Source organism: Nonomuraea aurantiaca (genome assembly GCF_020215705.1).
GTDB lineage: Bacteria > Actinomycetota > Actinomycetes > Streptosporangiales > Streptosporangiaceae > Nonomuraea > Nonomuraea aurantiaca.
The window spans coordinates 1-10,415 of record NZ_JAIWNB010000042.1; the positions used below are offsets into that span (position 1 = coordinate 1).

The window sequence follows — 10,415 nt, forward strand, 5'->3', positions numbered from 1 at the left end:
CTGGAAACGGAGCAACGAACCTGGCCACGGTCACTGGGGTGGCACAACCGACCGGGAAACCGGCGGAACATGAAGGCCCCAGGCCCTACCGTCAGGAGACGCCACCGCGCCAGCCCCCGACCCTACATCGGAAAGCGCTTACCAAGCTCACGGAGACGAAGGATGCGCCTAAAAGCCGTCATGGCGTGCGCCGGCCTGCTGGCCGGCGTGTTCGTCGCACTGTCACCATCCAACGCGTACGCCGCGACCACCCGGTACGAGGCCGAGACCTCGCCGGCGGCCTGCACCGGGACGATCGACGCCAACTGGGCGGGCTACTCCGGCAGCGGCTTCTGCAACGGCACCAACGCCGCCGGCGCCTACGTCCAGTTCACGGTGAACGCCTCGGCGGCGGGTACGGCGACGCTCGGGGTGCGGTTCGCCAACGGCACCACCAGCAGCCGTCCCGCCAGCCTGATGGTCAACGGTACGGCCGTCCAGTCGGTGCCGTTCGAAGGCACGGGCACATGGGACGCCTGGACCACCACGACGTTGACCGTCAACCTGGCCTCGGGCAGCAACACCATCCGGCTCAACCCCACCGGCGGCACCGGCCTGGCGAACATCGACTACCTCGACGTCACGACGGGAAGCACACCCCCACCCGCCGGCACGCTGTACGCGTCGCCGAACGGCAGCGCGAGCGCGCCCGGAACGGAGTCGGCCCCGACGACGCTCGCCTCGGCGATCACCCGCGTCACCGCGGGCGGGGTGATCTACGCGCGCGGCGGGACCTACAACCTCGCGCAGACGCTCACCATCGCGCCGGGCAACAACGGCACCGCCAGTGCCCGCAAGAAACTGTCCGCCTACCCGGGTGAGACCCCGGTGCTGAACTTCTCGGCCATGAGTGAGGACTCGGCCAACCGCGGGCTGGCCCTGAACGGGTCGTACTGGCACCTCTACGGCATCGTCGTCGAGCGGGCCGGTGACAACGGGATCTTCGTCGGCGGCAGCAACAACATCATCGAGCGTACGGTGACGCGCTTCAACCGTGACTCGGGGCTGCAGATCTCGCGGATCGCCTCCGACACCCCTCATGATCAGTGGCCGGCCAACAACCTCGTCCTGAGCGCGGAGTCGCACGACAACGCCGACTCCGACGGAGAGGACGCCGACGGCTTCGCCGCGAAGCTCACCGCCGGCCCCGGCAACGTCTTCCGCTACGCGGTGTCTCACAACAACATCGACGACGGCTGGGACCTCTACACCAAGACGGACACCGGAGCCATCGGCCCGGTCACCATCGAGGACTCCCTCTCCTACAACAACGGCACGCTCAGCGACGGCAGCCAGGCCGGCAACGGCGACCGCAACGGCTACAAGCTCGGTGGCGAGGACATCGCGGTCAATCACGTGATCCGGCGCAGCATCGCCTACCGCAACGGCAAGCACGGGTTCACCTACAACCGCAACCCCGGCACGATGTCGATCTCGGACAACGTCAGCATCGACAACACCGAGCGCAACTACTCCTTCGACGCCGGTACCTCGGTGTTCCGCAACAACGTCTCGTGCCGCAGCGGCAGCGGGACCAACGACAGGATCGTGGGTAACGCCGACAGCTCCAACCAGTTCTGGTCCGGCTCGAACGGGTCCCGGTGCTCCTCCTACTCGGGCGCCCTGCACTGGTCCTTCGCCGCGGACGGCCGCCTGGTCGTCACCTTCGGCTAGCCGGTGACGCCATGACCCACTTCGGTCGCAGCCCGTGATCCACGGGCTGCGACCTCCTGACGTCCAGAGCGCCGCCGCCGATCCGCCCGAACGCGACCCCCACCACGTCCCCTACCGGAAGCAGCCCGAAGTGCCGGGAATCCGGCTGACTGCTCAGGGCAGAGCTTCCCAGTCCCCGAACGGACTATCGGCACCCGGAGCCGATTGCCTGCGGGCATGGACAACGCCATCGGTCCCCACGGCGAACATCACGGCCGCTCCGTTCGCGTCAAGGATGGCCGCCGGGTAATCGACAATGGTCCCGCCGAGGTCGGCCCACGTGCCGTAACCGCTGCCGTTCGCGATCGACTGCTTGGTCATGCTGACCCCGGTCCCGGCGTTGCGCTCGAACATCAGGATCCGCGAGTCCAGACCGGCCGGCGTGGTGACGAGTGCGGGCTCACCGACCCCCGCGTGTCCCCCGATCACGGCAGGCGTGGTGCTCCAGGCGGCGCCGGCCACGAGCTGGTAGCTGACGACCATCGCGGCGGTGCCGGCGCGGCGGTAGGCCACGTGGAGGCGCCCGTCCTGGGACAGAGCGACCGAGGGCGGGCTGGCCGGGGTCATCGACGGGACGGTGGTGTCGCGGGTGAAACCGCCGTTGGGGATGGACTGATACCAGCGCAGCAGCCGAGTCCTGGAACTGGCGAACAGCTCGATGCGGCCCAGTGGCGTGGTGATCGCGCTGAGGCCGTCCTGCACGTCGGTGCCGCCCTGGTTCTGCCACGCGCCCCAGCCGCCGTTGGCCGCGGTCTGGACGCGGCTGCTGACCCCGCCATTGCCGTTCTTGACGAACATCTGCATGCGGCCGTTGGCGTTGGAGGCGACAACGGGCAGACCGATCTGTTCCTGGACTTCCCAGTTCGTGTGGGGATTGCCAAGGTCGGTCCAGCCTCCTGTCCAGGCGCCGTTGGCCGCGATCTGGGACATGGTGACGATGTGGTGGTCGGTCATCCGTCTGGCGAAGATCGCCAAGCGGCCGTCGGCCTGTTTGCCCACGCTGATCGCGGGTGCCAAGGCGCCGCCCGCGCCGGCCAGCGTGTACGGGCCGTCCCACGCTCCGGCCGGGGTCTGCCCGTAGGTGGTCACCACACCGTTGCGGACCACGAAGATCTGGGGTCTGCCGTCAGCGTTCCGGCCTGCCCAATGGGTTCCCCTGGCCCAGCGGTAGTACATCCGCGTCGGCCACACGTTCGGGTCGAACGCGTGGTCGTACTGGATGTAGTGATCGATGATCGCGCTCTTGCGGGCGCTGATCGCGGTCGTCAGGTTCATGGGCGCGTCGGCGATGTTGTAGTCGCGGTAGTTCACCAGCAGAATCGGTAAGCCCGACGCCTCGGCGGCGTCCCCGGCCAACCGTCCCGCGGCCACGTGGTCGCCGTGGCCCGGGTCGTAGCGGCTGTCGACGATGGGGTCCTGGGCGCGGAGCACGTTGGGCTGGTAGTGGTTCATCAACCCCGCCAGTACGGCGATCACGTCAGCGCGCTCGTACGTGTACGACTCGCTCACCAGGCCGTTCTCAGGGATGATCGTGTGATCGACGAAGTCGTCCACGACGTTGAACCAGCCGATCTCGTTGTCCCGCATGTTCATGAACACCAGCTGGATCTGCGGATGGCTCGTGAGCGTGTATCGCTCGACCTGCCGATCCGCGATCGTCCAGGCGACCCCGGTCCACTCCTCCTGGGCGGCCGGATCCACATCCGGCGCTCCCGCCATCCGGGCGTAGGCGTCCAGCATGCCGCGCTGCCGGTTACGGGCCCGCTGCTCGTCGGTATCACCGTCGCCGGTGACCTGTCCCGCGGTGATGAAGACCGTCACGTTCGCCGCCCCCGACTGGATCGAGTCGTCGATGTCGGGGTTCATGAACAGGATGTCGTCGTCCTCATGCGCCACGATCTGCATGAACGCGCCGGGTGCGATGGCGGGCGTGGCGACGGCCACCCCGCCCATCGGCACCAGCACGACGAGCGTCGCGAGCACGGCTAACAGCCGCACCCAGAACGAGGTAGTTCCGCCTCCGCGCATGTTGTTCCCCCCACGCAGGCCGTACCGGACAAAAGGTTCTAGGGTCCAGGGTCGAATAGTGAATAGTTCTTGAGCCGAGAGCAAGGGGAAACTTGATAACAACTGCGTAACGCGCCCGAATTTCTCGAGAAGGTGACTCTGGCCTGGGAAGACGCAGTGGGGTTGCTGCGGAACCCGCCCTCCGGCTGCCTTCGAGGTGAACGAATGGGTGCGCCCGGCGCTCGCTTTTGCGATCGGGTGATCGGCGAGTATAAATTCACCATAAAATCCATGGGGAACGAATTTGGTAAAGGAGGGGAAATCCTTTCTGTTGTTCATTTAAATTTGACAGACGGTCAGAACTCGATAAATGCCCTGCGGGGCTCAATGGGGGAGTCGGACCGGTGTCGCGGTGTCGTGCGAGGTCATGCCGGTCTTCAGGTCGAGTTCCCGGATTCCGGCCTGGAGTATTACCGGGGTGCGACCACGGTCGCAGGCAGAGATCATCACGACGGTGCCGCCAGAGTGGAGATCGTTCCCACGGCCTCCACCAAAGGAAAGGCGTATGTCGTCAATCAACTACCACCGTTGAAGCTGGCGGTTTGCTCTCACGGTCCCGTCTGGGTTACTCCAGGTTCGCGAGTTCGCGCTCGAAGCGCCTGCGCAGCGCGTCCTTCTCCGGCTCCGGCAGCCAGCAGGCCTCCACCCCGGCCAGCGCCATCGCACGCAACCGCTCATCCGGTACGGCGAGCTGCTCGGAGAGGATCCGATACTCGGTCGCCAGCGACGTCGGGAACATCCCAGGGTCGTCGGAAGCCGGAATGACGTTGAGCCCGGCCTCCAGCATCGCCGCGATCGACGCCCGCCGCCACGGCCGCCACGAGCGCCGCGAGGTGGTCGAGATGACCGTGAATGGGATCTGCTCGTCCCTGACCCTGGCGACGACCTCGTCGTCCTGGAGGACGAAATAGCCATGGTCGATCCGGTCGCACCCGAGCACGTCGAGGCAGGTGACCGTGTTGACGGCGACGGGCGCGTGCTCGGAGGAGTGAGCGGTACGGCGGAGCCCGGCCGCACCGGCGAGCCGGAAGGCGGCCTCGAACCGCTCGGGCGGCCCGGCGGTCTCCAGGTTGTCCAGCCCGATCCCGGCCACGTAGTCGTGCGGGTTGTCCACCACCGTACGGATCCAGGAGAGCGCCTCCTCGCCCGACGTGCTCCGGTCGACGGCCGCGATGAGCCGGCCCGACATGCCGAAGTCGCGTTCGGCCATCCTGATGCCCTCGGCGTACGCCTCGACCACCGTGGCGTAGCCGAGCTTCTCCTGGTGTTCGGTCAGCGTGTCGAAGGACACCTCGAGATGCCTGGTCGCGCTGGTCCGATGGGCGTCCTCGAACGCCTCATAGGTGATCCTGGTGAGATCGTCGGCGTCGCGCAGGACCTGGAGAACCCACGAGGACACCTGGAACAGCGAGTAGGAGACCGCGGGCTCGTCCGCGCTCCTGCCCTGCGGGACCGGGATCCGGGTGTTCAGGTAGAGCGCCGGGTCCGGCGGGAGCGAGTTCACATCCGCGTAGATCCGCTCGGGGGTGTCGGGCAGGTCGAGCCCCTCCCGCCTGGCCAGCTCGGCGAAGGTCGAGGCGCGCACGGTGCCGATGAGGTGGCAGTGCAGATCGACCTTGGGCATCAGGTCGAGGTTCACTTGCCGGCCACCTCGCGGGTGAAGCGGTCGACCCAGGTGGTGCGGGTGTCGACGAGCTGGGCGGGGTCGAGGGTCTTGAACCCGGCGGCCACGGGGTCCTTCGCCGCCTCGCCCGTCACCTTGGCGACGTCGGCCGGGATCTCCGCCTTCGGGTTCGTGGGCAGGTCACCGACGGCCTTCGCCATGGCGCTCTGCGCCTCGGCCGACAGCATGTAGTCGATGAACTTCGCCGCTCCCTGCTGGTTGCGCGCGCCCTTGGGGATCATCGCCCGGTTGGTGGCCATGTAGCGGCCCTTGGCGGGAGCCGTCCAGGCGATCGGCTCGCCCGAGGTGACCAGCTTGGTGGCGAAGCCGCTCAGCGCGTCGGCGGCGACGATCTCGCCTTGGTTCAGCAGGTTCGTGACCTCGGTCGAGGAGGTGTAGAACTGCAGGACGTTCGGCGCCCACCCGGCCAGGGTCTTCAACGAGGTGTCGATGTCGTAGGGGCCCTTGCCGTACGACTCACCCACCCCCGAAATCATGAGTTGTCCGGCGGTCACCGAAATATCGGGAAGCGCGACCTTCCCCTTGTTCGCCGGGTCCGCGAACAGCGCCCAGTCGGCGGCCTGCTTCTGGTTCAGCTTGCCGGTGTTGTAGATGATCCCGTTGAGCTGGTGCGTGTACGCCGGCCCCTCGAAGGCGCCCTCGGTCGCGAACGGCGCCAGCTCCTTGATGTTGGGCACGTCCACCTTCTGGAAGAGGCCGTCCTTCTGCCCGAGCGCGGCGAAGTAGTCGGAGATCAGCACCACGTCCGCCTCCGGCTTGCCCTTGGCGAGCCGTAGCTTCGACAGCCGGTCGGAGTTGGACCCGGTGTCCAGCTCGACCTTGATCCCCGTCTGCTTGGTGAACGGAGCGACGACCGCCTGCTCGAACTCCTTCACCCCGAAGGGGAAGGTGCTGACGACGATGGTGTTCTGATCGGCCTGCTTCTCGGCGGAGCCGGAGCCGGCACATCCGGCTGCGGCGAGCAGCGTCAGGGCAGCGGCCAGTACGGCACGGCGCGTTGGCATGGAGTTCCTTCTTTCAGCGGGGGAGTGAGACCAGGTGGTCGTCCGGCGCGATCACCGTGACGCTCGATCCGGGCGTCAGGGGCGCGTCGTTGCGTACGTCGGCACGCAGCCTGACGGTCGCGCCCGACGGGTCGACCACGTCGAGCGAGACCAGCAGGTCGACGCCGCGGAAGGCCACGTCGACCACCTTCGCGTCGAGGCCCTGACCTTGCTCGGCGATGCGCAGATGCTCGGGCCGGATGGTCAGCGGGGTGCCGTCGGCCGCGGTGAGGAAGTTCTCGTAGCCGAGGAACTCGGCGACGAAGCGGTCGGCCGGACGGGGGAAGACCTGCTGCGGAGAGCCCTGCTGCACGATCCTGCCCTCGTTCATGATGACCATCTCGTCGGACATCTCCAGCGCCTCGTCCTGGTCATGGGTGACGAGGATGACGGTCAGCCTGGTCTCCGCCTGGATGCGCCTGATCTCGGCCCGCATCTGGACGCGCAGCCGGGCGTCGAGGTTGGACAGCGGCTCGTCGAGCAGCAGGAGCTTGGGCCTGATCGCGATCGCCCTGGCCAGCGCCACCCGCTGCTGCTGACCGCCGGACAGCTTCTTCGGCTTGCGGTCGGCCAGGTGCGCGAGCCCGACGAGCTCGAGCGTCTCCATGACCCGCGCCCGTCGTTCCGCGGACGGAACCTTGCGCAGTTTGAGCCCGTAACCGACGTTGTCGGCCACCGTCATGTGCGGGAACAGCGCGTACGACTGGAAGACCATCCCCAGATGCCGCTTCTCCGGCGGCGTGCGCGTGCTGTCGACCCCGTCGATGCGGATCGTCCCCGACGTGGGTGCCGAGTAGCCCGCGATCATCCGGAGCGTGGTGGTCTTGCCGCAGCCACTCGGGCCCAGCAGCGTGGTCAGCTGCCCTGACGGCACGACGAGGTCGATCTCATCGACGGCGGTGAAGGAGCCGAACCTCTGGGTGACTCCGATCAGCTCGGCGGCGGCGGTCATTGGTTGATCCCTCCGAAGATCTTGGCGAATCCGACCGTGCGCTCGGCGATCACCGCGATGACCACGGTGGCGGCCAGGACGAGGGTGGACGCGGCGGCGACCATCGGGTCGTAGGACTGCTGGACGTAGTCGAGCATCGTCACCGGCAACGTACGGAAGTCGCGTCCCTGCAGCAGGAGCGACAGCGGCACGTTGTTGAAGGACGTGACCATGCTGAGCAACCCGGCGGAGAAGATTCCCGGCCGCAGGATGGGCAGCGTCACGTTGAAGAACGCGCGCAGCGGCGAGGCGCCGAGCCCCCGGGCGGCCTCCTCCAGCGCGGGGTCGGCCAGCGCGAGCGAGGCTCCGGTCACGCGTACCGCGTAGGGCAGCATCAGCGCCGTGTGCCCGACCAGCAGGGTGCTGAAGTTGTCCAGGTCCAGGCCGACCATCAGCTGCTGGAACAGGGCGAGGCCGACGACCAGCTCAGGGACGATGAGCGGCGACAGGAACAACCCCTCGACCAGGCTCTTACCAGGCAGCTTTCCCCGGTGGACGGCGAGGGTGACAGGCACGCCGACCAGCAGCGCGAGCGCGGTGGCGACTACGGCGAGCTCCAGGCTGGAGATCGCGGCCCCGATGAACGGCTCGTAGCCGAGCGCCTCGTCGAACCAGCGCAGCGAGAACCCGTCGGGCGGGAACCTCAGGGTGCTGCCCGAGGTGAAGGCGGTGGCGACCACGAAGATGATCGGCACGATCATGATGACGTAGCCGATGACCGCGAGCGCCGCCGTGATCGGCCGCTTCATGAGGTGGCCCCCTTCCGCCCGATCAGCGAGGACAGCCCGGAGACCAGGAAGACCAGGACCGTCATGATGAGCGCCGTCGCCGAGGCGGTGGCCCAGTCGACCGTGGTGCTGGCGTAGTTGAACAGCTGCGTGGACAGCATCCGCTGGCTGGATCCGCCCAGCAGGTAGGGCGTGGTGTAGGCGGTGACGGACCCCGCGAAGACCAGGGTGGCGGCCACCACGATGCCCGGCATGGTCAGCGGGATGACGACGCTCCACATCGTACGGATTCTGCCCCCGCCGAGCCCGCGCGAGGCGTCGTCCAGGCCGGGATCGACCTGGGCGACGGCCGAGTAGCAGGAGATGATCGCCAGCGGCAGGAACAGCTGGGTGAGGCCGAGGATGATCGCCAGCTTGGTGTAGAGCAGCTGCGGCGCCACCTCGACGATGCCTAGCTGGACGAGCAGCTGGCCGAGGGCCCCCTTGGAGCCGAGGATCACCAGCCAGCCGAAGGTCCGCACCACGTTGCTCAGCATCAATGGGAAGATCGCCACTGCCAGGAAGACGCCGCTCCAGCGTGACGGGGAGCGGGCGAGCCAGTACGCGATGGGGAAGCCGAGGACGACGCAGATGATCGTGACAGCCAGCGCCAGCCCGACCGTGCGCCCGATCACCGCCAGGTCGTAGGGATCCGTGAGCATCTCGCCCAGGCGCGCGAAGATCTCACCGGTCGCCACGTCCGGCGGCGCGAAGAGCATCGCAGCGGAGGGGATGAGGAAGCCTGCGACGAGAAGGACGAGACCAGGCACCAGTAGAAAGGCCGATGTGCGGGAGATGTCGGCGTCCTTTCTCAGTGGCGTACGCTTACCTGGAACCGGTTGCGGAACCGGTTCCAAGAGCCTGACCATAAGTTATGAGCGGCCTCGCGCACAAACCCCCGTGTGAAATCCGTGTGACGAATCTTCGTGAAGAATCAAGGAGGATGGGTGCCGACACTCGCGGACGTCGCCGCGCTGGCCGGGGTTTCGAAGGCGACGGCCTCCCGCGCGCTGGGCCGGCCGGACCAGGCCGCCCCGGAAACGGTGGCCCGCGTCCGTGCCGCCGCTGAGCAGCTCGGATTCGTCCCCAACCGGGCAGCCACCCAGCTGGCCCGCGGAAGGACCGGGGTGGTCGCCGTCGTGGTGCCCACGCTCGACAATACCTTCTTCACCCCGATCATCGGCGGCGCCCAGGCGCGCGCGGCCGACTCGGGGATGCAGCTGACCATCTCGGTGCACTCTCTGGAGCACGCGGCCCAGATCGCCGCGGTCGAGCAGCTCGCGCACCAGGTCGACGGCTTTCTGCTCACCGCGCCCCGAGGTTCGGACGAGATCGTCCGCGCCGCCGCGTCGTTCAAGCCGACCGTGCTCATCGACCGCGAGATCGAGGGCATGACCTCGGCGGTCGCCGACACGGCCACCGCCTTCGGCGCGCTCGTCACCTGGTTCGTCGAGAAGGGCCACGAGCGCATCGTCTACATCGGCGGTCCGGCGGGCTCCTGGCAGGATCGCCAGCGCCAGGCGGCCATCCGCGCCGCGACCGAGTCGAGCGGCGCGACGCTGACCATGCTCGGCCCGTACCCCTCGACGTTCGCCGCCGGAGTGGGGACGGCGGAGGCCGTGATCGCCGCCCGCGCCACCGCCGTGGTCCCCTATGCGACCTCGATCGGCCTCGGCCTCATGTTCGCCCTGCTCAGCCGCGGCATCCGCGATGTCGTGGTCAGCTCGGAACGCATGATCGTCGAGAGCCTCGGCCTGGACGACGTCCCCTCGATCGACGTGGACGGCGAGAAGCTCGGCGAGGTGGCCATGGACCAGCTCATGACCCTCCTCGGCGAGCGCAAGGAGCCACCACCCACCAGACGCCGCCTGACGGTCCCGATCAGCTAGTACAGGCAGCGTTGAGGGTGAAGCCGCGTGGGCGGACAGCAGCGAGCCGGACGAGGTCGCCCGCACCCAGCTTGGTCATGATCTGGATGCCGTAGTACGGCGGGAACGGCGTGTTGGCCGGCGGCTCGCAGGTCCCCGCTGGGACCACGCCGCCGTCGTTGTAGTCGGTGGCGCCCTGGATGGCTCACCGAGATGGCCGCGGCCGCCACCGAGCCGGCCCTC

General features: G+C 67.9%; 9 protein-coding genes. 2 read left to right on the forward strand and 7 right to left on the reverse strand.

Annotated features, from left to right (window positions below):
* The first annotated feature begins 162 nt into the window (after positions 1 to 162).
* Positions 163 to 1,713, forward strand: a complete 1,551-nt coding sequence (locus LDL49_RS50795) for a right-handed parallel beta-helix repeat-containing protein (protein WP_225302161.1) — start codon at positions 163 to 165, stop codon at positions 1,711 to 1,713.
* Positions 1,714 to 1,866: 153 nt separating this feature from the next.
* On the opposite strand, the gene LDL49_RS50800 is transcribed toward LDL49_RS50795, so the two are convergent.
* The 6 genes from LDL49_RS50800 to LDL49_RS50825 all read right to left on the reverse strand — a co-directional run bounded on the left by LDL49_RS50800 (position 1,867) and on the right by LDL49_RS50825 (position 9,023).
* The gene (locus tag LDL49_RS50800) at positions 1,867 to 3,750 is read right to left on the reverse strand and encodes a DUF8189 domain-containing protein (RefSeq protein WP_225302162.1); all 1,884 of its coding nucleotides are present in this window, start codon (positions 3,748 to 3,750) and stop codon (positions 1,867 to 1,869) included.
* Between the two features lie 634 nt (positions 3,751 to 4,384).
* Positions 4,385 to 5,458 carry an adenosine deaminase family protein gene (locus tag LDL49_RS50805; RefSeq protein WP_225302163.1) on the reverse strand — a complete coding sequence of 358 codons (1,074 nt, stop codon included), beginning with the start codon at positions 5,456 to 5,458 and terminating at the stop codon, positions 4,385 to 4,387.
* Positions 5,455 to 6,507, reverse strand: coding sequence for an ABC transporter substrate-binding protein (locus tag LDL49_RS50810; RefSeq protein WP_225302164.1), 1,053 nt, complete (start codon positions 6,505 to 6,507; stop codon positions 5,455 to 5,457). The genes LDL49_RS50805 and LDL49_RS50810 overlap by 4 nt, the downstream gene beginning before the upstream one ends.
* Before the next feature lie 13 nt (positions 6,508 to 6,520).
* A complete protein-coding gene (locus tag LDL49_RS50815) occupies positions 6,521 to 7,498 on the reverse strand; it encodes an ABC transporter ATP-binding protein (protein WP_225302165.1) in 978 nt (325 codons plus the stop codon).
* Positions 7,495 to 8,286, reverse strand: coding sequence for an ABC transporter permease (locus LDL49_RS50820; protein WP_225302166.1), 792 nt, complete (start codon positions 8,284 to 8,286; stop codon positions 7,495 to 7,497). The genes LDL49_RS50815 and LDL49_RS50820 overlap by 4 nt, the downstream gene beginning before the upstream one ends.
* Positions 8,283 to 9,023: an ABC transporter permease gene (locus LDL49_RS50825; RefSeq protein ID WP_225302167.1), complete on the reverse strand. Its 741-nt coding sequence runs from the start codon at positions 9,021 to 9,023 to the stop codon at positions 8,283 to 8,285. Before LDL49_RS50825 ends, LDL49_RS50820 begins: the two co-directional genes overlap by 4 nt.
* Positions 9,024 to 9,251: 228 nt before the next feature.
* On the opposite strand from LDL49_RS50825, the gene LDL49_RS50830 reads away from it, so the two are divergent.
* On the forward strand, positions 9,252 to 10,193 hold the full coding sequence (locus LDL49_RS50830) for a LacI family DNA-binding transcriptional regulator (protein WP_225302168.1): 942 nt from the start codon (positions 9,252 to 9,254) through the stop codon (positions 10,191 to 10,193).
* Here the strand turns inward: LDL49_RS50830 and LDL49_RS50835 are convergent.
* On the reverse strand, positions 10,186 to 10,341 hold the full coding sequence (locus LDL49_RS50835) for a hypothetical protein (RefSeq protein ID WP_225302169.1): 156 nt from the start codon (positions 10,339 to 10,341) through the stop codon (positions 10,186 to 10,188). The genes LDL49_RS50830 and LDL49_RS50835 overlap by 8 nt on opposite strands.
* Positions 10,342 to 10,415: the final 74 nt, after the last annotated feature.